The sequence below is a fragment of the Streptomyces sp. GESEQ-35 genome (genome assembly GCF_017948485.1).
In the GTDB taxonomy this organism is placed as follows: domain Bacteria; phylum Actinomycetota; class Actinomycetes; order Streptomycetales; family Streptomycetaceae; genus Streptomyces.
In genome coordinates this window covers 43524-70522 of record NZ_JAFFSX010000017.1, presented here as the reverse complement: position 1 = coordinate 70522, position 26999 = coordinate 43524, and the positions used below count along the sequence as shown (strand labels likewise).

Genomic DNA, 26999 nt, shown 5'->3' with positions numbered 1-26999 from the left:
GAGTATGTTCAATATCGGCCGGAATTCATTGCCGTGGCACGGCTCCCTTTCTGGCGGGCAGCGTGAGCGCGAAATGAAGAGACCATCTCGCCCGGTCCCACGCGCACAGCGGCTGCGGCCATTTCCGGCCCCTGTTTGTCCATCCACGTCATGATCGCGGAGGAGGGTCCTCTGATGGGTCTTCGACTGGTCACGGCTGACGGCACCCCGGCTCCGGTCGACGCGGTCGCCGCCGTCGCCACGGGGGAACCGGCCGGAAGGCGGCGGGCCACGATGCCCGTGGACTCGCTGCCGGAATCCTTCTCGCCGAGGATCAACGGCGAGGACAGCGAGCGCGTCCAGCTGCTCGCGGGGCTCGATTCGCCGCTGCCGCCGATCCTGGTGCACCGCGAGACGATGCGGGTCATCGACGGGATGCACCGGCTCAGGGCGGCACGGCTGCGCGGCGACGACACCATCGACGTGGAGTTCTTCGAAGGCGAGGAGATGGAGGCCTTCACCCTGGCGGTGTGGCTCAACATCACCCACGGGCTGCCGCTGTCGCAGGCCGACCGGACGGCCGCGGCGCAGCGGATCCTGCGGGCCCGCCCGTACTGGTCGGACCGGCGGATCGCCGCGGGCGTCGGACTCGCGGCCAGCACCGTCGCTTCCATCCGGCGCCGTTCGCCCGGCCGGAACGAACAGTTGAACGCACGCGTGGGCCGGGACGGACGCGTCCGTCCGCTCCAGGCGACCGAAGGGCGGCTGCGGGCCGGCAAGTTGATCGCCGCCAACCCCGGGGCATCGCTGCGTGCGATAGCCCAGCAGGCGGGCATCGCCACGGCGACCGCCAAGGACGTCCGGGACCGCATCCGACAGGGCCAGGACCCCCTGCCGTCCAAGCGACAGCCGACGAAGCCGAGTTCACCGGCGCCCGAGCCCGCCCCGCCCCGCCCCTCCTCAACGGCCCTCGACCGACTCCTCCCCAACCTGCGCAAGGACCCGTCCCTGCGCACGGAGGCCGGCCGGACGCTGCTCCATCTGCTGAGCATCCACTCGATCGGCGACGACACGAAGTGGCTCCGCCTCGCCCGAAGCGTGCCCGCCCACCGCACAGATTCCCTCGCCAAGGCCGCACGCCGCTGCGCCGACCACTGGCTGCGCTTCGCTGACGAACTCGACACCCGACGGATGTGACCCGCGGGACGGCCCGGACGGGCCGCCGCCGGTGCCTCGCCGCACGCCGCGGCCCTCCTCGCGCAGGCCGTACGTCGCTGCGCTGACCCTTGGCTGTGCCTCGCCGATGAACTCGACGCCCCGCGGGGTCAGATCGCCGCCGCCGCGTCACCGCGCGCCGCGGACAGGTCTCGCACGGAGCGTGCTCGGACACCGCGCGGATGTTTTCGCGCAGGCTGCACGACCGTTGCGCCGACGAACTCCGGACCCGGCGGGATCAGACCGCCGCCGGCACCTCGGCGAACGCCTCGGACAGGGCCGCCCGGAAGCAGTCGAGGAAGGTGTCCAGCTCGCGGTCCGACACGATCAGGGGTGGGGCGAGGCGGATGACGTCCGGGGTCACCGCGTTTATCAGGAGGCCCTTGTCCTGGGCTGACTGCTGCACGCGTGTCGCGAGGTTCCCGTCGAGGACGATGCCCAACAGCAGGCCCGCGCCGCGGACTTCGCGCAGCAGTGGGTGGCCCAGGGTTTCCAGGGCGTGCCGCAGCCGCTGACCCGAGCGGGTCACGTGGTCGAGGATGCCCGTGCCCTCGATGGTGTCCAGTACGGCGAGGGCGCCCGCGCACACCACGGGGTTCCCGCTGAAGGTGGAGCCGTGTGTGCCGGGCGTGAGTAGCTCCGCGGCCGCGCCGAAGGCGAGCGTCACGCCGATGGGCAGACCGCCGCCCAGGCCCTTGGCGAGGGTGACGACGTCCGCCTCGACGCCTTCGGCCTGGGCCGCGAACCAGCGGCCCGTGCGCCCGATGCCGGTCTGGATCTCGTCCAGGACGAGGAGGGTGCCCCTCGCCGCGGTGATCTCGCGGGCGGCCCGCAGATAGCCGGGCGGCGGCACGATCACGCCGTTCTCCCCCTGGAGGGGCTCCAGCACCAGCAGCGCGGTGTCCGGGGTGACGGCGTCGCGCAGGGCCTCGACATCGCCGTACGGCACATGGCTGACGTCGCCCGGCAGCGGCTGGAACGGGCGCTGCTTGGCGCTCTGGCCGGTGAGCGCCAGCGCCCCCATGGTGCGGCCGTGGAAGCCGCCGGTGGCCGACACCATGTGCGGCCGGCCGGTGAGTCGGCCGATCTTGAAGGCCGCCTCGTTGGCCTCGGCACCGGAGTTGGAGAAGTAGACCCGGCCCTGGCGCCCGGCGAGCCCCAGCAGGCGTTCGGCGAGGCGCACGGTCGGTTCGGCGATGAACAGGTTCGAGACGTGGCCGAGTGAGGCGACCTGCTCGCAGACGGCCCCTACGACCGCGGGATGCGCATGGCCCAGCGCGTTGACCGCGATGCCGCCGGTGAAGTCGAGGTACTCGTTGCCCTCCGCGTCCCAGACCCGGGCACCCTGCCCTTTGACCAGGGGTAGCCGAGGGGTGCCGAAGTTGTCCATCATGACGTCCTGCCAGCGCCGGGTCAGCGCCGCGTTGTCGCTCATGCCGTCTCCCTCGGACATGATGTCGCGGTCAGGGGCGTTCATGAGGAGTACTCGCTGTTCTCGTGGACGTAGCCGGCGGTGAGGTCGTTGGTCCAGATGACGGCCGCCTCCGCGCCCGCGGCGAGGTCGACGGTGATACCGACCTCGCGGCCCGTCATGTCCACCAGCGTGCGGTCCTCGCCCACCGATCCGTTCTTGCAGACCCACACGTCGTTGATGGCGACACCCAGCAGGTCGGGTTCGAAGGCGGCGGAGGTGGTGCCGATGGCGGACAGGACGCGGCCCCAGTTGGGGTCCTCGCCGTGGAGGGCGCACTTGAGGAGGTTGTTGCGGGCGACGGAGCGCCCCACCTCGACGGCGTCGTCCTCGCTCGCGGCGCCCACGACCTCGATGCGGATCTCCTTGCTCGCGCCCTCGGCGTCCGCGATGAGCTGCCGGGCCAGGTCGGCGCAGACCGCGCGCACGGCGTCGGCGAACTCATCGAGTTCCGGGGTGACTTGGCAGGCCCCGGAGGAGAGCAGCAGCACGGTGTCGTTGGTGGACATGCAGCCGTCGGAGTCGACCCGGTCGAAGGTGACCCGGGTGGCGTCCCGCAGCGCCCGGTCCAGGGCCGCGCTGTCCAGGGCGGCGTCCGTGGTGAGCACGACGAGCATGGTGGCGAGCCCGGGGGCTAGCATCCCGGCGCCCTTGGCCATGCCGCCGACGGTCCACCCGGCCCGGGTGACGGCGGCCGTCTTGGGCACCGAGTCGGTGGTCATGACGGCGACGGCCGCGTCCTCGCCGCCGGACTCGGACAGCCGGCTGACGGCGCTCTCGACGCCGGCCAGGATCCGGTCCATGGGCAGCGGCACACCGATGAGCCCGGTGGAACAGACCGCCACGTCCGCCGCGTCCAGGCCGAGCCGTTCGGCGGCCTTCTCGGCGGTGGCGCAGGTGTCCTGGAAGCCCTGCGGCCCGGTACAGGCGTTGGCGCCGCCGGAGTTGAGCACGACCGCGCGGATCCCGCCGTCCGTGAGGACCTGCCGGGACCACTGGACGGGGGCGGCCTGCACGCGGTTGGACGTGAAGACGCCCGCCGCGGTGTGGCGCGGCCCGTTGTTGACGACGAGCGCCAGGTCCCGGTTGCCGTTCTGCTTGATTCCGGCGGCGATGCCCGCCGCGGTGAAGCCTCGTGCTGCGGTGACGCTCACGGTGCGACTCCGATCGTGGAAAGCCCCAGTTGCTCGGGGAGGCCGAGGGCGGCGTTCATGCTCTGGACGGCGCCGCCCGCGGTGCCCTTGGTGAGGTTGTCGATGGCGCTGATCGCGATGATCCGGCCGACCGCAGGGTCGAGGGTCACCTGGATCTGCGCGGCGTTCGATCCGTACACGGCCGCGGTGCTGGGCCACTGCCCCTCGGGCAGCAGCCGTACGAACGGCTCGTCGCCCAGCGCCTTCTCGTACGCGGCCCGTACCTCGCCCGCGCCGACCCCGGGCCGCGTCGCGGCGGAGCAGGTGGCGAGGATGCCGCGGGGCATGGGGGCCAGGGTCGGGGTGAAGGAGACGGCGACCCGGCGACCCGCCACGGCGCTGAGGTTCTGCATCATCTCAGGCGTGTGCCGGTGGCCACCACCCACGCCGTACGGCCGCATGGAGCCCATGACCTCGGCTCCGAGCAGGTCCGCCCTGGGTGTCTTCCCGGCGCCGGACGTACCGGACGCCGCGACGACCACCGCCTCGGGTTCGGCCAGCTGTGCCGCGTACGCGGGAAAGAGGGCCAGCAGAACGGCGGTCGGGTAGCAGCCCGGCACCGCGATACGCCGGGCGCCCGCCAACGCGGGGCGGGCGCCGGGCAGTTCGGGCAGGCCGTAGGGCCAGGTGCCCGCGTGCGGCGAGCCGTAGAACCTCTCCCAGTCGGCCGGGTCCGCGAGCCGGAAGTCCGCGCCGCAGTCGATGACGAGCGTGTCGTCGCCCAACTGCTCCGCGACGGCGGCGGACTGGCCGTGCGGCAGGGCCAGGAACACGACGTCGTGCCCCAAGAGGGCGTCGGCGGTGGTGGGCCGTACCTCCCGCCCGGCCAGCGGAGTCAGGTGCGGCTGAAGGGTGCTCAGGCGCTGTCCCGCGCTGGAGTGCCCGGTCAGAGCACCGATCTCCACTTCAGGATGGGCCAGAAGCAGCCGGAGGAGTTCGCCCCCCGCATAGCCGCTCGCTCCGGCCACGGCCGCTCGCACGGTCATAAGTCCTCCCCGTTGACAGACATGCCGTCCCGACCTGCCTCAGCTCGAACCGGAAGGCGTGTCGCAGTACTCGGCGTTCAGGATGGGGAAGATCCCCGATGCTTCCCAGTCGCCGTTGTAGTTGAACGTGAGTTGGTGGCGGCTGTCCTCGCTGAAGGTGGCCAGAGTGATCCACCCCATCGCGCCTCCGTCGTGATACCAGAGGGTCGTGCCGCAGCTCAGCGTGAGCCGCTCGATGCCCAGTCCGTAGGAGGAGCCCGGGAAGCCGGGGTTGTCGACGGTCGTTGGCCCCGGTGGACGCCCTCCGGGCCGCGTCCCGAGCCGTCCGTCACCCGCTGAGCGGTGCTCGCGGTCAACTCATTGAAGCGGCACAGCAATTGGTTCTGCTCGCGTTGCAGTCGCTCGATGCGGCCGTGCAGGCGGGCTATCTCCTCGTAGAGGGGGCGCACCACGTCGTAGGCCGTCGTGTCCGCCTCCGCGGGCGTCTCCTCGGCCGGCCACGGGTGGCGGGGGCCCGCCGCCGTGGCGAGGGCCGGGTCGTGGTGGAGTATCGCCTCCATCAGGCCGCGCAGGGCGGGGCTCGGCTCGACGCCGAGTTCGTGCACCAGGCGGTTGCGCGCCCGTTCGTACACGCCGAGCGCCTCCACCTGCCGGCCACAGCGGTAGAAGGCGAGCATCAGCAGGTCGTAGAACCGCTCCCGCATGGGGTGATCGGTGGTGAGCTCCACCAGCTCGCCGGTGATCTCGCGGTGGCGTCCGGTGCGCAGATACGCGTCGTACATCATCTCCAGGGCGGTCAGGCGGTGCTCCTCCAGCCGGGCCGCCTCGACCGCGCAGATGTCGCCGAGGACGCTGCCGTCCAGAGCCGGGCCGCGCCACAACGACAGGGCCCGGTGCAGCAGTTCACCGGCCTGCCCCGGGGCGTTGCGCAGGACCCGGCGGCCCTGGTCGGTCAGGTGCTGGAAGCGCGCGGCGTCCGTTTCGACGGGGGCGAGCTGGAGTGCGTAACCGCGCGAGGTGGTCACGATCGACGGGCGCTGGGCAGGTTGTCCGGGTGGCTCGACGTACTGCCGCTGTGGTCCGGACAGCAGCCGGCGCAACCGGGCCACATGGACCTGTAGCGCGTTCTCCGCGTTGGCGGGCGGGTGTTCGCCCCACAGCTCGTCGATGAGCCGCTGCACGGAGACGTGATGCCCGGCCTTCACCACCAGTGCCCCCAGCAGCGCACGCTGCTTGGCACCCGTGGGAAGGATCCGTAGACCGGTGCGTTCGTCCTGGACTTCCACGAGACCGAGAATGCGGATCTGCATCTCTTCCCCTTGGTTCAGCGGGAGCGCGTCGCGCCCGCCGCGTCGAGCGCCGTGGTCGCGTCCCGTTCGATCTGCCGCAGCAGCGGCCCGGGATCGTCCTGGAAGTAGAAGTGGCCGCCGTCGAAGACCCGCAGGCCCAGGAAGTGCTCGGTGTGCTCTGCCCAGCCGGCCATCCGCGGCGGTGGAGCGGAGTGGTCCGCGCCGCCCGCGAAGGCGGACAGCGCCACGGGCAGGGGAGCGGAGCCGGGAGCGGGCCGCCAGTTCTCCACCAGGCCCAGATCGGCCCGGATGACCGGCTCGAACAGGGCCCACAGGTCGGGGTCGTCGAAGACCCCGGCGGGCGTGCCGCCGAGCAGCTTCAGCCGAGTCCGCAGCTCGGCGTCCGGCAGCTCGTGGTACCGCTGCCCCGGCCCGGCCGGCTGCGGTGCGGACCGTGCGGAGACACCGGCCCACACCGGCAGCGGCAGGCCCCGGTCGACGGCCCGCCGCGTGATCTCGTACGTCAGGAGGGCGCCCATGCTGTGCCCGAACAGGGCGTAGGGGCAGGTCAGTTCGGGCTCGATGGTGCGCAGCAGGAAGTCGGCGAGACGGCCGGCGTCCGTGATCTGCGGCAGGTCGAGGAGGAGGCCGTGGCCCGGGGCGTCGAGCAGTCGCACGTCCCACGTGTCCGGCAGCGTCGCCGGCCAGTGGCGGTACAGCAGGTGTGAGCCCCCCGCGTGGTGCAGGACGAACAGGCGCAGGGCAGGTCGTGTGCTGTCCATCGCTCTCCCTTGGATCGGGCCGCGCACCTTCGGACCATAGAACGGTGTGAGACCGGCTGGGCGCGGGCTCCAGAGGGGCTCTGCCGCAGGTGCGGCGGCTCTTGAGCGATCCTCAGGTGGCGCGGGCGCCGACATCGGTGCCGGTACCGCTGACCCCGACCGCTGACCCCGGCCGCCCCTGCGCGCTCCAGCGGAACTCGCCCGGGTCTCGAAGGCGCTGCGGAACAGTGGGCCGTCGGCCACCGGCAACGACGCGGGCGGCCAAGCCCGTACGACGGCGGCCGCCCGGCCCAGAAGGCCAGGGTCCCGCATCACCGCTCGAACCCGAGCGGACAGCGGACGGGCCGATCGGCTGCCGTACGTTCTCATCCCAGGAACGCGAGGCAGCCGATCTTCCTTGTCTGCGGCAAGGACGGCGGCCCCGGCCCCGGCCCGGGTCGCGGCCCGGCATCGTGGCACAGGAACCCGCTGAGGTGCAGAGGATCCCGGTGGGGTGCAGATCCGGGCGGACGACCGGGAGGCCGGCGAGCCCGGCGCCTTGTAGCGCCGGCGGCCGGGTCCTTACGGTGACGTGGCAACGCCGGGGTCGCCACCGATGCCGGGTGTCCCGTCGACCGGACGCCCGAGTGCCCTGTCCACCGGACGACGCCGATCGGCGACCCCTTGCCCGGTGCTCTCTCGCACCCGGCCCGGCGATACCCCATTCCGAGTCACTCCATGACGCTTAAGGACGGTGCCAGTTGAGCACGAACCCCTTCGATGACGAGGACGGCCGTTTCTACGTCGTGGTCAACGACGAGGAGCAGCACTCCCTGTGGCCGGTGTTCTCCGAGGTCCCCGCAGGCTGGCGGGTGGTCTTCGGCGAGGCGGCCAGGTCCGAGTGCGTGGAGTACGTCGAACGGAACTGGACCGACCTGCGCCCCAGGAGCCTGACCGAGGCAATGGCGGCGGACTGAACGCCGCCCGGAGTTCTCGTTGCTCGGTCGAGTGATCGGTTCACGCCCAGGAAAGCACTCTGAGTTGGGAGATGAAGGTTGTGACGGGCGCTGTGAAAACCGCGAGCAGGTACAAGGCGAGTCCGGTGGGCAGCGCAACACGTCGCCGATATCGCCCGCCTCAGCCTTGACGACATCACGATCAGCGGTGATCGCGTCGACATCACACTCGGATCCGCACCCATCACGCTGCCGGCCCCGCTGGACACCCTTGTCACCCAACTTGCCGCAGCTCGCCGCGGACATGCCGTGTCCGGCCACCGCGCGGCGTCCCCATGGCTGTTCCCCGGCGGGCAGCCGGGACAGCCAATCAGTGCCTACCGGCTCCGCGAACGCCTCGGCACCGGCGGCGTCCGCACAACCGCCCTCTGCCAGCTCGCGACCGAACTTCCCGCCGCCGTCCTCGCCGAACTCTCGGCATCCACATCCAAGTCGCCGTCCAATAGCAACGAGCCGCAGCCGGTGGCTGGGCCACCTACGCCGCCGAAGTAAGCCGCCGCACTTCACCGCAACATCGGATCCACGAACGAGGACTGCAGATACTCCTCGCCGACTGAAGACCGTCACCTTCCGCCACCGCCCCACAAGAAGTGGATCAGAACCGTATGTCGTGGCCACGGTCAGTCGGCAGCGCTCGCGCCCTACGCGGCCAGGCCCTTGATGTTCTCGGGCTCGGACAGCCCCTCCTGCTCCGCCGGCATGCCGAGGTCCTCCAGGGCCATCACGGCCGCGCTGTCCAGCGTGGTCATCACCCAGTGCTGCAAGTCGACGCCCAGCTGCTCCGCGGCCTTGCGCCACGACTGGATACGGCCGCCGGGCACCTCAAGCCGGTGGCTCGGCTCGGTGGGGGTGCGCGGCTGCTCCTCGCTCTGGCGTGCGGCGCGCAGGGCGCTGCGCAGCTGCTTGGTGGTCCACTGCTGCTCCTCGGCGCGGTCGAGCCAGAAGTCCTGTTCCTCGACCGGCATGGCCGTCAGCTCGGCATGGTGCTGGAAGCTCAGGGCGGGCCGGCGCCGGGTGAGGTCGAAGCGTCGCGACACCCACGCGTAGTTGCGAAGGGTCTGATAGGAGAGGCCGGCGGCGCGTATCCCGCGCTGGTACCGGTCGGTGTAGTGGTCCTTGCCGTATACGAGCCAGTCGCCCAGCCACCAGGAGGACGAGTCGAGGATGCCGGCGAGCTGACGCCCGGACCGCTCCCACTCGTCGTAGGACATCCCCGACGGTATCTGCAGACCCACCTTGGTCGTCAGCACCTGGCCCCGGCCCGGCGGCGCGGCTCTCGCGACGGGTTGCCGTGGCGGGGACTGGGGAAGGGTGCTCGCCGGGCCGCCCTGCGACTCCGGAATTCGACCGACCTGACGCGCCATCATGCCTCCATGTGAAGGTTGAACATATCCAGCCAGAAATCTCGCGAAAACGGCTGGAGCGGCACTCGAATGCTTGCGCGGCGAACACCTATGTGCATGCCAGTGGTCTGGTCCAGGTGGCGACCTTCTTCTGCCATGGCCACGTCCAGGCAGGCCCACGGATATCCGGACGGTCGTCGTCCGTACGCACAACCTCACCCTCGCCGCTTGATCGGACAGCACACGCACGGGCTTTGGTTTGTCGGTCCTGTCGACGGGACAACTGGTGGGTCTACTGCCGGTGTTGTCCTGGTTGTTCGATCGCGCTCGGTTCACTACCGTGGTCAACTGGCATGGGAATTAATGTTCACGTGATTACCACGCCGGACTCCTCGGGCCGCATGTGTGCGAAAGGCGCGCGCATCGCATTGCGTAGCGGTGGCACCAAGACCGCAGCAGGCCGGAATGCGCGATGGGTGTCGCGGGTCGGTGGCAGGCCGGCCGCGAGATTCTCCCTGCGGCCGGTGACCAGAATTCTTCCGTAACCCGTACCGACAATCCGTACCGACGGCATGTCGAGGGAAACCGCGGAACTCACGAGCCGGGCTGCCCCAGCGCTGCGCTTCGGGCTTGTCGCAGGCAATGAACGCGAAGGGGAGCAGTGACATGTCCGAGGGCCTACTCAATCCCGGTGCGCCGACCCGCATCAGCGACGTCGGTGCCGGCCTGCTCGCCCGGCCCACCGAAGCGCTTCTCGCCGAACAACAGCGCTACTGGCTCGACCGGCTCGGCGACCTGCCGGTGCTGCGGCTGCCCACGGACCGGCCACGGCCGGCTGTGGCGAGCACGGCGCGCACCGCCGTCGAGTTCCGGGTGCCGAGGGAGGCCGTCGACAGGTTGAATCACTTGGCGGGCACGGCCGGCGGGACACTGTTCACCGTCCTGCTCGCCGCATCCCAGGTGCTCTTCTCCCGTTACGGCAAGCAGCAGGACATCCCCCTGGCCACCTTGGCGACCGGCCGCACATCCGCCGGACCGGACGGTCCCTTCACCAACGTCGTGGTCCTGCGGTCGGCAATCCGGCCCGGCGACCCGTTCACGCGGCTGATCGAGCAGAACGTCCATCTCGTCAAGGACGCGATGGACAACGCGGACCTGCCCTTCTCCAGGCTCGCGGATGCGCTGCCCCCCCACGGCACCGATGACGGCTCCCCTCTGACACCGGTTCTGGTGGTCCTGAGGGACGCCGACGCGATCGAGGCACCTCAGCAGTTCAACCTCACGATCGACTGCCGATTGACCGGTACGGGAGAGCTCGCCGGCACTGTCGCCTACGACCCGGAACTGTTCGATGCGGCCACCGTCGAGCGACTGGCCCGGCACCTGGTGGTGCTGCTGACCGCCGCCGTGCGGGATCCGATGAGCCCAGTGGGTGACCTTCCCCTGCTGGACGAGGAGGAGCGGCACACCCTGCTCGGTGAATGGGGTGTCAACCACGTGGAGTTGCCGGAACGGCCGTGCGTGCACGAGCTGGTCGGCAGGCGCGCCCGGGCGGAGCCCGACGCGGTCGCGGTCGTCGCCGGCACGGACACGGTGACGTACGGACAGCTGGACACCACGGCCAACCAACTCGCCAACCTGCTGGTGTCCGCCGGGGTTCGGCGGGGCGACGTGGTCGCCGTGTGCCTGCCGCGCGGCCCCGGGCTGGTCACCGCGCTGCTCGCCGTCCTTCGCGCCGGCGGCACCTATCTGCCCCTGGACCCCAAGTACCCCACGGAGCGACTGGGCTTCATGCTCGGCGACGCCGACGTGGCGGTGTGCGTGACGCAGAGCGCGCTGGTCGGGAAGTTGCGTGAGGCGACCGACGCCGACTTCATCTCGGTCGACGAACAGGAACAGCAACTGGCCGTCCAGCCCACCGCGCCGCCGGCCGTCCCGGTCTCCGGGCGGGACGGGGCGTACGTCCTCTACACCTCGGGTTCGACCGGCAGGCCGAAGGGGACAGTCGTCGAGCACCGCTCGATCACCCGACTGCTCTGCGACGCCGACTACATCCCGCTGCGGCCCGACGACGTCGTCGCCCAGGGCGCCGATGCGGCGTTCGACGCGGCGACCTACGAGATCTGGGGGCCGTTGGCCGTGGGTGCCCGGATGGTGGTCATCGACAAGGACACGATGCTCGACCCAGTGGCACTGACAGGTGCGCTGACCCGGCATGGCATCACCACCCTCGTGCTCACGACGGCCGTGCTCAACCAGGTTGTCGCTGCGCAGCCCGACGCGTTCCGGACGCTGCGCCACTTGCTCTTCGGCGGCGAGGCCGTCAATCCGGACCGGGTCGCACAGGCATTGGCGGCGGGTCCACCGCAGCGGCTGATCCACTGCTATGGGCCCACCGAGGCCACCTCCTTCGCCACCTGGCACCTGGTGGAAGGCGTCGCTGAGCACGGCACGGTGCCCATCGGCCGACCGGTCGTGAACACCAGCGTGCACGTCCTCGACGAACGGCTGAACCCGGTACCGGCAGGGGTGGTCGGTGAACTGTTCATCGGCGGGCCGGGGGTCGCGCGAGGCTACCTGGCGCGTCCGGCCCTCACCGCGGAACGCTTCCTGCCCGACATCTTCGCCACAGCACCAGGAGAGCGCCTGTACCGCACAGGTGACCTGGTGCGCTGGTCGCCGGACGGCGCGCTGGAGTATGTCGGCCGGGTCGACCGCCAGGTCAAGGTCCGTGGCTTCCGGATCGAGCCGAACGAGATCGAACTCGTGCTCCAACAGCACCCGGACGTCGACGAGGCCGTGGTGATCGTGCGCGAAGAGGGTGCGCACAAGCGCCTCGTCGGCTACGTCCGCCCCCGGCCGGACCTCCGGCCCGAGCCGGCCGCGCTGCAGGACTTCGTCAAGGACCGGCTCCCGGAGTTCATGGTGCCCGCGGTCGTCGTGCCGCTCGCCGAGTTCCCGCTCACCCCGAGCGGCAAGGTCGACCGCGCCGCGCTGCCGGCCCCGGAGCGTACCGCCGACATCGAGGACTACGTCGCGCCTCGAACGGACGAGGAGCGGGCGCTCGCCGAGATCTGGGCCGAGGTGCTCGACATCGACCGCGTCGGCGTGACCGACAACTTCTACGAGCTGGGCGGCGACTCGGTCCTCGGGATCATGGTCGTCGCCAAGGCCAAGGCGGCGGGCGTGCCGGTCTCGGCCAAGGCCCTGTTCCGCCTGCAGACCATCGCGGCGCTGCTCGACGAAGCGGCCGCGGACACCGCACCTGTTGACTGACTTCAGCTGCTTCCTGCTGATTCCCACTGGTTCCTGCTGTTTCCACATTCGCGGAGGGCGTCGTGCGCACACAAAAACCTGGCCTCAAAGGGCGTCTGGTCCCCGAGAACCGGCACCTGTGGCGTGCCCGGCGACCCGATGCACGGCACCGGATCGTCTGCTTCCCCCATGCGGGCGGCGGCGCCAACGCGTATGCGAGCTGGGCGCGCACGCTGCCGGAGGACATCGAACTGGCGGCCGTTCAACTGCCGGGCCGGCAGAACCGGATCGCCGAGAATCCGGCCAAGGACGTCGGCCGGCTCGTGAAGGAGATCGTCGCGGACCTGCGCCCCGTACTCTCCGGTCCGTTCTCCTTCTTCGGGCACTCCTGCGGGTCGATGCTGGCCTTCGAGGTGGCGAGGGCGCTGCAGGTGCAGGGCGGCCCCCGCCCGACCCGGCTGTTCGTGTCGGCCCAGTCCACGCCCGAAGTGATCTGGGCCGGACCGAAGCTGCACGACCTCCCGGAGCGGGAGTTCCACGCCGCCGTGCTCAGCCTCGGGGGATTCGACGAAGAGGTGAGCGCGGACCAGGAGGTCATGGACGATCTGATACCGGTCGTCCTCGCCGACTTCCAGCTCTGGGAGCGCCACCACGTCGCCACCGTGCCCGCTTTGGAGATCCCCATCACCGCGCTCGTCGGCGAGTCCGACTGGCGGGCCCCGCTGGACTCCATGACGGGGTGGAGCGAGTACACCTCGGCGCCCTTCACTGCCGAGGTCTTCCCCGGCGGTCACTTCTATCTGAACGAAGAAGGCAACGACGTCCCGGGGTTCGTCAGCCAGACCCTGCTGGCCGAGTAGCACTGCTGCCGGACCGATCGAACGAGGACGCTGCACCGGCGATCTGCCGGTGCAGCGTCCTCGTTCGGATCTGCGGATACTCGGATACGACGAGTGGGTTCAGCCGCGCGTGGCGGCGTCCTCCAACACCTCCAGCCCCTGAGAGGCCGGGCGGAGCAGCGGTGCGACCAACCGGGCCAGCTCCAGCGCCTGGGCCCCGTTGAGGCGAGGATCGCAGGCCGACTCGTACCGCAGATGGAGATCCCGCTCCAGCACAGGGGAGTGGCTGCCCACGCACTCGGTCACGTCGCGGCTGGTCAACTCCAGGTGCAGGCCGCCCGGGTGGGTGCCCAGCGCCCGATGGACCTCGAAGAATCCGCGGATCTCCGCCCATATCGCCTCGAACCTACGGGTCTTGATGCCGTCCGGGGTCGTGTAGGTGTTGCCGTGCATCGGATCGCACACCCAAGTCGCCGGTGAACCCTGGGCGAGCACCTCGTCGACGAGCAGGGGCAGCCGGTCGTGCACCGCGTTCGCGCCGAGCCGGGTGATGAAGGTCAGCCGGCCCGGCTCCCGGCGCGGGTCGATCAGTTCGATCAGTTTCGCGATGTCCGTACGGGTCGTGGTCGGCCCGATCTTGACCGCAACCGGGTTGCTCACGGCAGCCGCGAAGGCCACATGCGGCCCGTCGAGCTGTCGTGTCCGCTCGCCGATCCACAGCAGATGACCGGACAGGCCGTACTTCTGTCCGGAAGCCGGATCGACCTTGGTCAGTGCGGTCTCGTACGGCAGCAGCAACGCTTCATGGCTGGTGAAGAAGGAGCCGCCGAGGTCGGTGAAGAGCGCGCGGTTCCTCATGCGAAGCCGCCGGATGTCGGACAGGATGCCGTCCGCGGCCCGGTACGCGGCGAGCAGACGCAGTGGGTCGGGTGTACGGGACTTGGTGTCGAAGCGTACGTCGTTCACCGCGTCGCCTCGGTAGACGGGCAGCGTCCGGCCGTCCTTGGTCTCGGTGCTCGCCGAGCGCGGTTTCGCGTACTGCCCGGCGAGCCTGCCGACGGTGAGCGTCGGCAGGCCGGACCCGGAGGTCAGCACCGCGGCCATGTCCGCGAGGCAGCGCAGCTTGTTCTCCGTCGGCTCGGTCAGCGGCGCCGTGAACAGCTCCGCGCAGTCGCCGCCCTGGAGCAGGAATCCCTCACCCCGGGCCACCGAGGCCAGGCGCCGCCTCAGGTCGTCACAGTCGCGTGGTGACACCAGCGAGGGCAGGTCGCCCAACGTGCTTTCCACATCGGCCAGTTCGCCGAGGTCGGGCCAGCGCGGCTGCTGGTGCTCCACGGGCCAGTTCAGTGGGTCGGTACGGACTTGTCCTGCCGACAGCCCGGTATCCGTTGCCGTGACCGTCTGGGTCTGTGAGTCCAGCACGCCTTGCTCTCCTTGCGTCGTGTTGTTGCGGAGGCCGGTTGTGTGCGCGGTTCCAGGTCACGGCGTCAGCAGCAGCTTGCCTATGGTGCGACGCTGCTCGAGGTCGGCCTGCGCGGTGCCGGCGTCGGCCAGTGGATAGAGCCGTCCAATGTGGACCTTGAGGTTGTCCCGGCGTATCCAGGAGAAGACCGCGGCCCCTCGTGTCTGCAGCTCCTCGGGCGTCGCGATGAAGTCCGGGAGGTACGGGCGGGTCAGCTTGATCGAGCCGCGTGTGCCGGTGCTCAGGTCGATGGGCGGTACCTTGCCGCTGGACTGTCCGTAGAGGACGAAAGTGCCCCGTGGCCGCAGCGAGGCGATGCTTCCCTCGAAGGTCGTACTGCCGACCGCGTCGTAGACGACGTCCACGCCTGTGCCGCCGGTCAGCCTGCTGACCTCGGTGGCGAAATCGACCTCCGTGTAGCGGATGACCTCGTGCGCCCCCGCCTGCCGCGCCGCCGCCTCCTTCGCAGCGGTGGACACGGTCCCGATGACGCGGACGCCGTGCGACCGCAGCACCTGGGTGAGCAGCAGCCCGACACCGCCCGCCGCCGCGTGCACCAGAGCCGTCTCCCCTCGACGTACGGGATGACTGTCCTGGGTGAGCACATGGACCGTGAGCCCCTGCAGCAGCACTGCCGCCGCCTGTTCGGCGCTCACGCCTTCGGGCACCCGGACGACGCGGTCGGCGGGCAGTACCACCTGCTCGGCGTAGGCGCCGGGTGCCGGCACGTCGGCCGTGGCCACCAGGTCACCGACCGAGAGGCCGGTGACGCCGGCGCCCACGGCGGCGACGGTCCCCGCCAGCTCACGCCCGGGGACGTAGGGCAGCTCGCGTGGGTAGAGGCCGCTTCGTTCGTAGGTCTCGTGATAGTTGATACCGATGGCGGCGACGTCGACGAGTACATCGCCGGGACCGGCGACCGGTGTCGTCCATTCCGTCGGCCTCAGTACCTCGGGACCGCCATGCTGGTGGACCGCGATCGCGCGCATTGCGGTCTCCTTTCGGGTATCGGGGCCGGGGCCTGAACCGAACGGCAGGCCCTGGCAGGGCTTTGTCGGGTGGCTGGTCGGGTTCACGGTCTGGCAATTCGCTCGGGGTACGACTCCGCAGGAGCTCGCCGAGTGCCGAGCCCGGCCGGAGGACTTCGCGGCGGAGGTGTTCGCGCCGCTGGTGCGGTCGGCTCGGCGAACGCAGGGCGGCCTGTATCTGTGAGGCCTGCTCGGCTACCGGCGCATCGAGTTGGTCAGGGCCACCCGACCAAGTCCTCCTAGATGGTGCCGATTTCAGCGATGATGTCCGGCAGTCGATCGCCGGCCCGGATGCGCCGCAGGACATCCTGCTCGGTGCTTCCGGTGGCGGTGGACGCGGCCAGCACCTCGTGCAGCCGCGCCGCCGGCACCACGACCGTGCCGTTGCCGTCGGAGAACACCCAGTCGCCCGTGTGCACCAGCGCGCGGTTGACCAGGCACGTGGTGCCGGCCGACTCGACGCGGTACGCGCCTTGGGTGTCGGTCGGGACGAAGTTGGTCGCGACCACCGGGCGGGTGCTCTGCTCGACGACGTCCCGGTCGCGGATGGCGCCGCCCAGCACGAGCGCCTCGAACCGCAGTTGCTCGAAGAAGTAGGTCGTGGACAGCCCGCCCGCGAGCGCGGCGTCGGTGACCAGCGGCCCGGAACCCGCGACATAGATCATGCCTCGTCCGTCGAGCACCTCGGGTACCAGGAAGTCACGTACCTCTTCCCAGGTGCTGGGAGAGGCGGCGAGAATGCTCGGGCCCTTGCGCACCGGAACCCAACTGACCGTGTAGGCGGTGCCGAAGACCATCTGCTGGTCGCCCGACATGCGCTGCAGTCGCGTATCCAGCACGCGGTTGGTGATTCCGAGCGCGTCGAGCACGTCCGAGATCGTCGCGGTGGAGATGCCGTGCTCGTGCACCGCTTTCGTCACCATGTCGTACGTTTCGTCGAACGGTGCCCCGGTGCCGGCCTGTCGAAGACCGGTGTCCGCGGTCACAGCATCGTCCCGTGCGGCACGTGGATGCTGAATCCCATCTGTATCTCGCCGAAGTCCTCGAGGATCTTGAGGTCGTTCGCCTTGGCGGCGATACTGGTGGTGATGCAGGCGTCCGCCGCACCGTCGGCGCACTCCCGTGCGGCCGCGGCGTTGCTCGTCACGAACCGGATGTCGTAGCCGCGGCCCTCGATGAGGTTGACCGGCGCGGGATGGCTCAGCACTTTCTGTACCGGACCCGCGTCGTGTCCGGCGAGCACCATGGGATGAGTCGCCAGCATGAAGCATTCGTGCAACGACATCGACTTGAGGTTCTTGAATACGATCTCGTGCAGCTTCGGGTAGACGACACAGCCGAGCAGTACGCTGTCGGCGGGGTTGTCCATGACGCCGTCGATCGCGCTTTCAAGAGTGTCGTACAGAACGACGCCGCCCTGCTTGTGGTTGTTCTGCTCCAGGTAATGGAACGCAGCCGCTTCGCAGTTCGTACCTGTGGGTCCCAGCGTGTGGATCTGTAGGCGGCGATCACTGTTGGGCATGAATGGTCCTTTCGCTTCAGCGTCGGTAATCCTCGCGAACGGGGTGGAAGATATCGATTCCGCGGGATGCGGTCCGCGCATGTGCCGCGTGCTCGGCACCACCGGGAATGACCACTGAATCGCCGGCCCCCAGAACGAGGACCTCGCCGTCGACCGTCACCTCGAACGTGCCCTCTAGGCAGTGCACGATCTGCTCGTGCGGGTGCTGGTGAGGAGGCACGTCGCAGCCCTGCTCGAACTGCCACAGATTGACCGTCATCGTTTCGCCGTGAATGAACTCGACTTGCCCCTTCGGGAACATGTCGGTAATCACCGACGTGCCTGAACGATGAATCTTCGCTGCCATTTCGTTCCCTCTCTTCGATCGGGTCCGACTCCCTTGGATTCACGAGCGGTGCACACCGCGGTGTCCCGGCAACAGGACAGCTTGCAAGCTTTCTGAAGTCAAGCTCCAGCGGTTCTGGAGCAGTTTTCAAGTGCCCCTTGAGGCCGCTTAACCAGGGTTCGTTGACAGTTGGAGTGGTCGCGTTCGTACGCTGGGCAGAATGCATTCTGCGCTTGGCCCACGCGACTTTTTGGCTCGTTGTGCCGCCGGCGTCAACCAGTAATTTGCGGAGATTTCCGCACGGCATCGTTGAGGGAGGAACCGTGAGGGGAGGGAACGTGGCACAGCTGGGCACCGGCGCTGACGGTGGCGCACGATCTTTTCCGGAATTGTTCAACCACTGGGTGACCACGTCACCTGATGCGGTGGCCGTGGAGTGCGGCACCGCATCGTTGACCTACCGGGAGCTGGACGAACGAGCCGAACAGGTGGCGCGCGGGCTGCTCGCCGCCGGAGTGCGGGCCGAATCCGTTGTCGCGGTCGCCCTGCGCAGGTCGGTGGACTGGGTGACCGCGCTGCTCGGGGTGTTCCGCGCGGGTGCGGCGTACCTCCCGCTGGACACCGCGCACCCGGCCGAGCGCCTCGCGTACATGGTCGACACGTCAGGCTGCGCACTCGTGTTGGCGGACAACTCCGCCGGCCTCGAGCTCCCCGATGTGGCCGTGCCGACCCTCAGCCTCGACGACCTCGACGGGGACGTTCCGGTTCCGGCGTTTTCCAGGCCGGAGCAGAGCGCCTACGTCATCTACACCTCGGGTTCCACCGGCCGGCCGAAAGGCGTGCTGGTCACCCACAGCGGACTCGCCGGGCTGGCCGCCACGCACATCGGTCAACTCGGCGTCGCCCGGGGGAGCCGGGTGCTCCAGTTCGCCTCCCCGGGGTTCGACGCCTCGGTGTGGGAGCTGTGCATGGCGCTGCTCTCCGGGGCGACGCTGGTGCTGGCCGACGACGCGGATCTCGCCCCGGGCCGCCCGCTCGCCGACACCTTGACGACTCGTCAGGTCACCCATGTGACGCTGCCGCCGCCCGTGCTGGCCACGCTCCCGGCCGATGCGATGCCGGCCGTCGAGTGCCTGGTGGTCGCCGGGGACGCGAGCACCCCGAACCTTGTCGAAGCCTGGGCCCCCGCCCGGAAGATGATCAACGCCTACGGTCCCACCGAGACCACCGTGTGCGCCACCATGAGCGACCCGCTGGTCGCCGACGGCCGGACGCCGACCATCGGCAGCGCCATCACGGGTGCACGGGTACACGTCCTGGACGCCGAGCTGCGCCCGGTCCCGACGGACACGGTGGGCGAACTCTATGTGTCGGGCCCCCTGTTGGCCCGCGGCTACCTCGGCAACCCCCGTGAGACCGCAGCCCGGTTCGTCCCGGACGTGGCGGGTCCCGCCGGCGCCCGGATGTACCGCACCGGGGACCTGGTGGCCCGCTCGGCGGACGGCACGCTTGTCTTCCACGGCCGCGCCGACACCCAGGTCAAGATCCACGGCGTACGCATAGAGACCCACGAGGTGGCGGCCGTCATCACCGGGCACCCCAGCGTCGCGGACACAGTGGTCGTCGCCCGCGAGACGCGATCGAGCAAGCAGCTCGTCGCGTACGTCGTACCCAAGGAGCGGGCGGCGCGCTCGGCCGACGTGTCGAGCGACTCCTACGGCACCCTCGGCCTGGCACCGGCCTTCTCGGTCGCCGAACTGCGCGCGTTCGCGGCACGGTTGCTGCCCGCCGCGATGGTCCCGGCGGCGTTCGTGCCGCTGGACGCGATACCCCTCACCCCCAACGGGAAGCCCGATGTCGCGGCGCTGCCCGCGCCCCGGCTGCGGCAGGTGGCGTACCAGGCACCGCGCGACGAGACGGAAGCGGCACTCGCACAGCAATTCGCCGATGTGCTCGGGCTCGAACCCGAGGAGGTCGGCGTCGACGACGACTTCTTCGTGATCGGCGGCGACAGCATCCAGTCGATCCAGGTGGTCTCACGCTTGCGGGAGCGCGGCATTCACCTCAGCGCCGGGGACGTCTTCGAGCGTCGGACGGTGGCCGCCCTGGCCGAGCTCGTGGCGACGCGCCCGGCGGCAGCGGCAGCGGCCGACGTGCTGGCCGAGCCCGAAGGCGGCGGCACCGGGGCCATGCCGATGTCGCCGGTCGCGCAGTGGATCCGGGACTGGGGCCCGGGATTCGACCGCTTCGCGCAAGCCATGCTGCTGTCCCTGCCGGAGGGGGTCGACGAGGCGGGCCTGACCGAGACCCTGCTGGCCGTCCTCGACCATCACGACATGCTGCGGGCGCGCCTGGTGGCAGACGAGGTCGTGGTGGCGCCTCCCGGTACGGTCCCGGCCGCCGTCGACCGGGTCGACGGCCTCGACGAGGCCGACCCCGCCTGGCACAAGGCCGTGGCGCGGGAGCTGGACAGGGCAGCCGCCGGCCTGGATCCGGCCTCCGGGGCGCTCGCCCGTTTCGTCTGGTTCGACGGCCGGCCGGGAAAGCTGCTCGTGGTGCTGCACCACCTCGTCGTCGACGGTGTGTCCTGGCGCATCCTGCAGTCCGACCTCGCCGACGCGTGGGCCGCGGTCCGCAACGGACGCACACCGCGGTTGCCCGAGGTGCGCACCTCGATGCGCGGGTGGGCACACGCGCTGGCCGACGAAGCGCGCAACCCACGACGACTGGCCGAACTGCCGCTGTGGCGCTCGATCCTGGCCGGACCGGACCCGCTGCTCGGCACCCGCCGCCTTGACCCGTCGGCCGATGTGGTCGCCACCGTGGTCGACGTCCCGGTCACCGTCCCGGTCCCCGTCACCGAGGCGCTGCTGACCACCGTGCCGACGGTGTTCCGCGGGGAGGTGATGGACGGTCTGCTCGCCGCGCTGACACTGGCGCTCACCGCGCGGCGGCGAGCCAAGGGAGACGCCGAATCGTCCGTGCTGATCCGGCTGGAGGGACACGGCCGGGAGGAGAGCGCGGCCCCGGGAGCCGACCTGTCGCGGACGGTGGGGTGGTTCACCACCGTGTACCCGATCCGTCTCGACCTCGACGGCATCGACATCGACGACGCGCTCGCCGGCGGCCCGGCCGCGGGCCGGACGCTCATGCTGGCCAAGCAGCGCCTGCGGTCGATCCCCGGCAAGGGCATCGGGTACGGGCTGCTGCGCCACCTCAACGAGGACACCGCGGCGGCGCTCGACGAGTACCCGATGCCGCAGGTGGGCTTCAACTACCTCGGGCGTTTCGCCCCGTCGGACACCGGTGCCTGGAGCCAGGTCGACGTGCCCCAGCTCGCGCAGCTGGACGCCGGCCAGGACCCGAGGATGCCCGCGCCGGCCGAGCTGGACATCAACGCGAGCCTCGTCGACACCGAGCAGGGGCCGCAGCTGCGCGCGGTCTTCGCCGCGCCCGCGGGCGTGCTGGCCCGCCACGAGGTGGAAGAAATCGCGGACTTGTGGTGCACCGCGCTGGAGGGACTGACCCGCCACGCGGCCACCCCGGGCATCCATGGTCTTGTGCCCTCGGACGTACCCCTGGTGTCGGTCACCCAGGCCGACCTGAACGGATGGGCCGAACGGCACCCGAACCTCGTCGACGTCTGGCCGTTGACGCCGCTGCAGTCGGGCCTGCTGTTCCACAGCATGGCGGCCGACTCGGGCTTCGACGCGTACCAAGTGCAGTACGTCCTCAGGCTGCTGGGGCCGATCGACCCGGAGCGGATGCGTGCGGCCGGGCAGCGACTGCTGGCACGGCACACGGGCCTGCGATCGGTCTTCGCTGCCGACGACCGCGGCGAGATGGTCCAGCTCGTCCTCGCCGACGCCGAACTCCCGTGGCGCGTGGCCGACCTCAGCGACCTGGACGAGACCGCGCGCACGGCCGCGCTCGAGCAGCTGCTCGCCGACGACCTCCGGGAACACTTCGACCCCGTGGTGCCCCCGATGCTGCGGATGACACTCGTCCACAGCGCACCCGAGGTGACGGACCTTGTCCTGACCGCGCACCACGCGGTCGTCGACGGCTGGTCGATTCCGCTGATCGTGCGGGAGCTGCTGCTGCACTACGGTTCCGGCTCCGCGCCCCTGCCGAGGGCCCGCAGCCCACGGGACTTCCTCGCGTGGCGCGCCGAGCAGGGCCCGAGCGAGTCGGCGGCCGCGTGGGCGCGTGAACTCGACGGCGTCGACGGGCCGACCCTGGTCGGCGACGGACCCCGCACCGACAGCGGCGAGGGGATCGCGCAGGTGGACGTGGCGCTCTCCGCGGCGGAGTCCGAGGCGGTCACCGCGTGTGCCGCGAAGCTCGGCGTCACGGTGAACACCCTTGTCCAGACGGCATGGGCGCTGCTGCTGTCCAGGATGACCGGCCGGCGGGATGTCCTGTTCGGAGCCGTCGTCTCCGGACGTCCGCCCGCGGTGCCCGGCGTGGACGCGATCGTGGGCATGCTGCTCAACACGGTGCCGGTCCGCCTGGACTGCGATCCCACCCGTACGCTCGCCGAGCTGGTCGTCGACCTGCAACGCAGGCAGGCCTCGCTGCTCGACCACCACCACTACGGACTCAGCGAGCTGCACCAGGCGTCCGGCCTCACGGAGTTGTTCGACACGGTGGTGGGATTCCAGTCGTTCCCGCTCGACCGGACCGGCATCGCCGCCGCGGGCCACGAGGCCGGGCTGCAAGTGGTGGGGATCCGCTCCCTCACCGTGAGCCACTACCCACTGGCCCTCATGGTGTTCGCCGAGCCCGACAGCCCGCTGCGCCCCTGCGTGCAGTACCGGCGGGACATTCTCGACCGGGCGGCGGCGGCCGACATCGCAGCCAGGTACGCCCAGATACTGCGCCAGCTCGCGCAGGAGCCGGAGAAGCAGGCCGGCGCGGTGGACGCCCTTCTCACGGCCGAGCGGACGATCCCGGTCGACGATGGTCCCGCACTCGCCGGACGGACGGTCTGCGAACTGCTCGCCGCGCGGGCGGCGCGGACACCGGACGCCGTGGCGGTGCGGTATGGCGAGGACTCGCTCACCTACCGGGAACTCGACCACCGGGCCGGGGAGGTCGCGCAGGCACTGGCCGCGCGTGACTTCGTACCGGAAACCACCGTGTCGGTGCGGCTGCCGTCCGCGCTGGACGCCGTGATCGCACTGGTCGCCGTGGGGCGCGCGGGCGGCTGTCTGGTGGCTGCGGACGACGACGCGGACGTGGTGCTCACCGACCTGCCCGCGCCGGTGGCCACAACGGGTGCACCGGAGCCGGTGCACCCGGAGCGGATCGCCGCGCTGCTGCCGACCTGGGGACACCAGGACGGCCGCAGGACCGTCGCGGTCAGCCACGCGGCCCTCGCCGCGCGCATCGCGCACGCCGCACCGGAAGCGAGCCTGCGCGCGGACTTCGCCGGCACCTTCACCGGCGACTTCGGCCAGTGGCTCGTCGATGTGCTCGGCGCGGTGTGCGTCGGCGGCGGCGTCGAGATCGCGGCCGCCCCCGAGGGGCAGGGTGCCCCGGTGAAGGGGACGACCGCGTACGCGGCGAGCGAGACCGGCCGCGCACCGCTGCCGGGCCTGCGGCTCCACGTACTCGACAACACCCTCCAGCCCGCGCCGCCGGGCGCCGTGGGTGAGCTCTACGTCGCGGGCCCCGCGCTCGGACTCGGCTATCACGGCCGGCCCGGGGCCACCGCGGCCCGGTTCGTCCCTGACCCGTTCCACCCGGGGGCGGCGCGCATGTTCCGCACCGGAGAGCTGGTGCGGCGCGGGCGCGACGGCGGCCTCGAGTACCTCGGCCGCACCGACGGCCAAGTGACGGTGAACGGTGTACGGATCAGCCTGCCCGCGATCGGGTCGGCGTTGGCCGAGCACCCCGAGGTGGCCGAGGCCGTCGCGCTGGCCGACACCGAGCATGAACTCCCGTCCGTGACCGCGTACGTGGTCGGTCCCGGTGTGGATACCGAGGAACTGGCCGAGTTCGCCGCGGAGCGGCTGCCGCTCTGCATGATCCCGGCCGTCGTCGTCCCGCTGGCGTACATCCCCCGGCTGCCGAACGGCAGGGTCGACGTGTCGGCGCTGCCTTCGCCGGAACGGGCGGAACGCGCCCGCCGCGAGCCGCGCGACCGGCAGGAGAAGGTGCTGTGCGCGCTGTTCGCGGAGGTGATGGAGGTCGACGACGTCGACCTCGACGACGACTTCTTCGGGCTCGGCGGTACGTCGCTGATGGCGACCCGGCTCAGCAGCCGGATCCGCAAGGAACTCGGCGTCACCGTCTCGATCCGGACCATCTTCGAGTCCTCGGCCATCGTCGACCTGGCGCGCGTCGTCAAGGAAGCCGGCGCGTCCACCAGGCCGGTTCTGCGCCGGATGAACAGGAGTGGCCAGTCATGATCCCGAACGAGACGTACGACGTCGTCGTGGTGGGCGCCCGCGTCGCCGGGTCCCCGACGGCCATGCTCCTCGCGCGTGCCGGATACCGGGTCCTGCTCCTGGAACGCGCGCGATTTCCCCGGGACACGCTGTCGACGCTGCTCATCCACCAGCCGGGCGTCGCGCTGCTCAAGCGGTGGGGCGTGTTGCCCGCTGTGGTCGACACCGGATGCCCGCCGATCGAACGGGCCAGCTACACCGTGGCCGATGTCCGGCTGGAGGGCTGCTCCTGGGCGGTCGACGGGGTGCGCGCCGCGTTCGCGCCCCGCCGGTACCTCCTCGACTCGGTGCTGGCGCAGGCCGCGGTCGACGCGGGCGCCGAGTTCCGCGACGACTCCACCGTGCTCGGCCTGACCTTCGACGGTGACCGGGTGACGGGGGTCAGGGTCCGGTCGGGCCCGACCGAGTACACGGTGCGGGCCGGTCTGGTCGTCGGCGCGGACGGGATGCGGTCCACCGTGGCCGCCAAGGTCGGTGCGCCGATCGAGATCGAAGACCCCACGCTGAGCTGCGCCTACTACACGTACTGGTCGGACCTGCCGCAGCGGTTCCGGTTGCACGAGGCGCCGGGCAGCTGGGTGGGGACCATCCCGACCAACGACGGTGCGACGCTGGTCGGTGCGTACTTCCCACAGGATCGGTTCAAGCAGCTTCGCGGAGACGGACTCGCCGCGCTGCTCGGCGCCGTTGAGCACACTGCCCCACAGCTGCGCGAGGAGATGGCCGGCGGGCGGATGCTCGAGCGTCTGCACGGCACGGGCGACCAGCGCAACTTCTTCCGCAAGGCGACCGGCCCCGGCTGGGTGCTGGTGGGAGACGCCGGGCATCACAAGGACTCCATCACCGCGCGGGGCATCACGGACGCCTTCCGCCAGGTACAGCTGCTCGTCGACTGCGTCGGCGACGCACTGCACGACCCGCAGCGGCTCGGCCGTGCACTCGACAGCTTCGCCGCCCAGCGCCACGACCTGCTCATCACCGACTACCGCAACACCCTCGGCACCGCGGCACTGGCGACCGGCCGGCACCAGATCGCGCTGCTCCGGGCGATCTCCAGCAGCCCTGAACTGACCGACCGCTACTTCGCGGCGATGTCGGGCGCCTGTCCGGCGGACGAGTTCGTCACGCCCGAACTGCTCGACCTCCTCGCCGTGACGTGACGTGACGTGACGGGGCCGAGGAGCCACCGGCCGTACACGTGAAGAGCCGCCCGGCTCCTGCCGGGCGGCTCTTCACGTGTCGGTGGCCTGCCGGAAGCCGACTACGCCTCGGCCCGCAGGGAGACCGGCAGACTGCTGTACCCGTGCAGGAAGTTCGAGTGGATGGGCTTCGGCGTGCCCGCGGGCCGCACTTCCGCCACATGGGTGCGCACCGCTGTGAGCAGGGCCGCGATCTCGGCCCGTCCCAGGTACGCACCCAGACAGAAGTGGGGTCCGTAGCCGAAGGAGACGTGCTTGTTGGGGGTGCGCGCCAGGTCGAAGGTGCCCGGGTCGGAGAAGACCTCCTCGTCGTAGTTGGCCGAGCTGTTCCAGAGGGTCACCACGTCACCGGCGCGCACCGTGTGCTCGCCGATCCGAACGTCCTCCAGGGCCCGGCGCCCGAAGTGCATGGCCGGGGTGACCCAGCGCAGGAGCTCCTCGACCGCGCTGTCCACCGTGACCTCGCCGGACTTGAGGCGGCGCCACTGCTCCGGGTGCTCCATCAGCTCGTGCATGCCGCAGATCATGGAGAGCCTGCTGGTCTCGTCGCCCCCGATGATGACGCTGTAGCAGTTGAAGATGATCTCCTGCTCGGTGAGCGGTTCGCCGTCGATGGTGCTGGTGGCGAGGACGCTGATCACGTCGTCGCGCGGGTCCTCGCGCCGCTCGGCGGCCAGGTCCGAGAAGTAGAAGAGCAGCTCGTTGCGGGCGACCAGCGCCTCGTCCGCGGACTGGCCCTCCTCCTCGGTGCTGAGTGCCTCCTTGGTCAGCGACAGGAGGTAGTCGCGGTCGCCGGCGGGCACGCCGAGCAGATCGGCGATGGTGGCCATCGGGATGTGCTCGGCGACGTCCTGGGCGAAGTCGCAGTCGCCGGTCGCGACGGCGTGCCGGACCAGACGGTCGGCCCGGTCCTGTACGCCGGCCACCACGGGTTCGAGCACCCGTGGTGAGAACGCCTTCAGCAGCAGGTTGCGCAGTTCGCGGTGGCGGCGGCCGTCGGTGACGGCCAGCATCCGGCCCGCGGCCGAGTCCCCGCCCTCCAGGAGCGTGGTGAGGACGTTGCCGCGCTCGGAGGTGAACCGCTTGTTGTCCCGGTAGACGTTCATCACGTCCTCGTAGCGCGACACCACCCAGAACCCGGGAACGGCGCGGCCGGGAACGGGGTGCCAGTGCACGGGGCTGTCCGCCCGGTAGCGGCGCCACATCTGCGTCAGCTCGGCGGCCGGTGCCAGGAAGGTCCGCGGGTCGGTGAGGTCCGTGTCGATCAGGGGCTGCGTGGTCAAGACTCTTCCTCCGTATCCAGCGTGAGGCCGCCGGTGCTGGTGAGCTGGGTGGGATTCCCGTCCCGTCGACGGGCGCGCGGGAGGGAGGCAGGCTCCGCGGCGGTGCCCCGGTGCGTGCCTCCCTCCCTTCCCGGTACGGCGGGCCGGCGTGGTCGCGGCTAGGCGGCCATGGCCTCGCGCAGGCTCTTGGGCCGCAGGTCGGTCCAGTTCTCCTCGATGTACTCCAGGCACACCCGGCGCTCCTGCGGGCCGAGGACGCTCCGCCAGCCCTCGGGGACGTCGGCGAACGACGGCCAAAGGGAGTGCTGCTCCTCGTCGTTGACCAGGACGTGGAAGGTGGCGTTCTCGTCGTCGAACGGGTTCGTGCTCACGGTCGTC

20 protein-coding genes are annotated in these 26999 nt (G+C 70.6%); 6 read left to right on the top strand and 14 right to left on the bottom strand.

The genetic code is table 11. The annotated features are described in order from the left end of the window. The first annotated feature begins 174 nt into the window (after positions 1-174). Positions 175-1176: a streptomycin biosynthesis protein gene (locus KCH87_RS29030; protein WP_247196991.1), complete on the top strand. Its 1002-nt coding sequence runs from the start codon at positions 175-177 to the stop codon at positions 1174-1176. Positions 1177-1432: 256 nt separating this feature from the next. Here the strand turns inward: KCH87_RS29030 and KCH87_RS29025 are convergent, their stop codons facing one another. The 6 genes from KCH87_RS29025 to KCH87_RS29000 are packed head-to-tail and all read right to left on the bottom strand — an operon-like array spanning position 1433 to position 6915. Beyond that, complete coding sequence (locus tag KCH87_RS29025) at positions 1433-2629, bottom strand: acetylornithine transaminase (RefSeq protein WP_247196990.1); 1197 nt, start codon at positions 2627-2629, stop codon at positions 1433-1435. Between the two features lie 38 nt (positions 2630-2667). Continuing rightward, the gene (gene argJ, locus KCH87_RS29020) at positions 2668-3819 is read right to left on the bottom strand and encodes a bifunctional glutamate N-acetyltransferase/amino-acid acetyltransferase ArgJ (protein ID WP_210589247.1); all 1152 of its coding nucleotides are present in this window, start codon (positions 3817-3819) and stop codon (positions 2668-2670) included. Next, a complete protein-coding gene (gene argC, locus KCH87_RS29015) occupies positions 3816-4844 on the bottom strand; it encodes an N-acetyl-gamma-glutamyl-phosphate reductase (protein ID WP_210589246.1) in 1029 nt (342 codons plus the stop codon). The genes argJ and argC overlap by 4 nt, the downstream gene beginning before the upstream one ends. A 39-nt stretch (positions 4845-4883) precedes the next feature. Continuing rightward, positions 4884-5024, bottom strand: a complete 141-nt coding sequence (locus KCH87_RS29010; protein ID WP_210589245.1) for a hypothetical protein — start codon at positions 5022-5024, stop codon at positions 4884-4886. A 38-nt stretch (positions 5025-5062) separates the two neighbouring features. After that, a complete protein-coding gene (locus tag KCH87_RS29005; RefSeq protein ID WP_210589244.1) occupies positions 5063-6154 on the bottom strand; it encodes an AfsR/SARP family transcriptional regulator in 1092 nt (363 codons plus the stop codon). Positions 6155-6168: 14 nt separating this feature from the next. Next, positions 6169-6915: a thioesterase II family protein gene (locus KCH87_RS29000; protein ID WP_210589243.1), complete on the bottom strand. Its 747-nt coding sequence runs from the start codon at positions 6913-6915 to the stop codon at positions 6169-6171. A gap of 740 nt (positions 6916-7655) precedes the next feature. Between KCH87_RS29000 and KCH87_RS28995 the strand changes: the two genes are divergently transcribed. After that, positions 7656-7871: an MbtH family protein gene (locus KCH87_RS28995; protein WP_210589242.1), complete on the top strand. Its 216-nt coding sequence runs from the start codon at positions 7656-7658 to the stop codon at positions 7869-7871. 680 nt (positions 7872-8551) lie between these two features. Here the strand turns inward: KCH87_RS28995 and KCH87_RS28990 are convergent. Further along, positions 8552-9274, bottom strand: coding sequence for an LmbU family transcriptional regulator (locus KCH87_RS28990; RefSeq protein WP_282613011.1), 723 nt, complete (start codon positions 9272-9274; stop codon positions 8552-8554). A gap of 645 nt (positions 9275-9919) precedes the next feature. Between KCH87_RS28990 and KCH87_RS28985 the strand changes: the two genes are divergently transcribed. Together KCH87_RS28985 and KCH87_RS28980 are read left to right on the top strand one after the other, a co-directional pair. Then, a complete protein-coding gene (locus tag KCH87_RS28985; protein WP_210589241.1) occupies positions 9920-12529 on the top strand; it encodes a non-ribosomal peptide synthetase in 2610 nt (869 codons plus the stop codon). Positions 12530-12591: 62 nt separating this feature from the next. After that, positions 12592-13368 (top strand): thioesterase domain-containing protein, encoded by a 777-nt coding sequence (locus KCH87_RS28980; RefSeq protein ID WP_308298936.1) that lies wholly within the window; start codon positions 12592-12594, stop codon positions 13366-13368. Positions 13369-13467: 99 nt separating this feature from the next. On the opposite strand, the gene KCH87_RS28975 is transcribed toward KCH87_RS28980, so the two are convergent. From KCH87_RS28975 to KCH87_RS28955, 5 genes are all read right to left on the bottom strand, one after another. Continuing rightward, positions 13468-14694: a 3-deoxy-7-phosphoheptulonate synthase gene (locus KCH87_RS28975; RefSeq protein WP_374199056.1), complete on the bottom strand. Its 1227-nt coding sequence runs from the start codon at positions 14692-14694 to the stop codon at positions 13468-13470. Between the two features lie 132 nt (positions 14695-14826). Further along, positions 14827-15798 carry a quinone oxidoreductase gene (locus KCH87_RS28970; RefSeq protein ID WP_210589240.1) on the bottom strand — a complete coding sequence of 324 codons (972 nt, stop codon included), beginning with the start codon at positions 15796-15798 and terminating at the stop codon, positions 14827-14829. Between the two features lie 278 nt (positions 15799-16076). Next, positions 16077-16823 (bottom strand): RraA family protein, encoded by a 747-nt coding sequence (locus KCH87_RS28965; RefSeq protein WP_210589239.1) that lies wholly within the window; start codon positions 16821-16823, stop codon positions 16077-16079. Next, a complete protein-coding gene (locus tag KCH87_RS28960; protein ID WP_210589238.1) occupies positions 16820-17359 on the bottom strand; it encodes a prephenate dehydratase domain-containing protein in 540 nt (179 codons plus the stop codon). Before KCH87_RS28960 ends, KCH87_RS28965 begins: the two co-directional genes overlap by 4 nt. Positions 17360-17375: 16 nt before the next feature. Then, positions 17376-17705, bottom strand: coding sequence for a cupin domain-containing protein (locus tag KCH87_RS28955; RefSeq protein ID WP_210589237.1), 330 nt, complete (start codon positions 17703-17705; stop codon positions 17376-17378). Between the two features lie 383 nt (positions 17706-18088). On the opposite strand from KCH87_RS28955, the gene KCH87_RS28950 reads away from it, so the two are divergent. Both KCH87_RS28950 and KCH87_RS28945 read left to right on the top strand, forming a co-directional pair. Then, entirely contained in the window at positions 18089-24100 is a 6012-nt protein-coding gene (locus KCH87_RS28950; protein WP_210589236.1) for a non-ribosomal peptide synthetase, read from the top strand. Next, the gene (locus KCH87_RS28945; RefSeq protein WP_210589235.1) at positions 24097-25299 is read left to right on the top strand and encodes an NAD(P)/FAD-dependent oxidoreductase; all 1203 of its coding nucleotides are present in this window, start codon (positions 24097-24099) and stop codon (positions 25297-25299) included. The genes KCH87_RS28950 and KCH87_RS28945 overlap by 4 nt, the downstream gene beginning before the upstream one ends. Positions 25300-25400: 101 nt before the next feature. On the opposite strand, the gene KCH87_RS28940 is transcribed toward KCH87_RS28945, so the two are convergent. Next, positions 25401-26621 (bottom strand): cytochrome P450, encoded by a 1221-nt coding sequence (locus tag KCH87_RS28940; RefSeq protein ID WP_247196988.1) that lies wholly within the window; start codon positions 26619-26621, stop codon positions 25401-25403. A gap of 158 nt (positions 26622-26779) precedes the next feature. Continuing rightward, positions 26780-26992, bottom strand: a complete 213-nt coding sequence (locus KCH87_RS28935) for an MbtH family protein (RefSeq protein ID WP_210589234.1) — start codon at positions 26990-26992, stop codon at positions 26780-26782. Positions 26993-26999: the final 7 nt, after the last annotated feature.